The sequence below is a fragment of the Massilia sp. LXY-6 genome, from assembly GCF_051233485.1.
Taxonomy (GTDB): Bacteria; Pseudomonadota; Gammaproteobacteria; order Burkholderiales; family Burkholderiaceae_D; genus Telluria.
The window spans coordinates 1-259 of record NZ_JBKFGF010000113.1 but is presented as its reverse complement, the minus strand read 5'-3'; the positions used below and the strand labels follow the sequence as shown (position 1 = coordinate 259).

At 62.9% G+C, this 259-nt stretch carries 1 protein-coding gene; it reads left to right on the top strand.

Going from position 1 to position 259, the window contains the following annotated elements:
• Nucleotides 1-259 (top strand): hypothetical protein (locus tag ACI48D_RS26050; RefSeq protein ID WP_435574140.1); only part of this gene is annotated, 259 nt, incomplete at both ends.

Sequence of the window (259 nt, the reverse complement as noted above, 5' to 3'; positions counted from 1 at the left end):
TCACCGATGCTGCCGGCAACGTCAGCCCGGCTGGCACGCTGCCCCTGGCACCGATCGACACGACTGCACCGACGGTAGCGATCAACCACCTGGCTGGTGCAACCGGCTACGACAACGGCTTCAGCGTCACTGAAGGAGCAGTGATCACCCTGACCGGTGCGACGCTGGACCAGTTCGCCAAGACCACCGCAGCCGGTGTGGATACCTACACCGCCAAGACTGGTGTCTTCACTGGTAGCGAAGTGATCTCCGTTTCGGC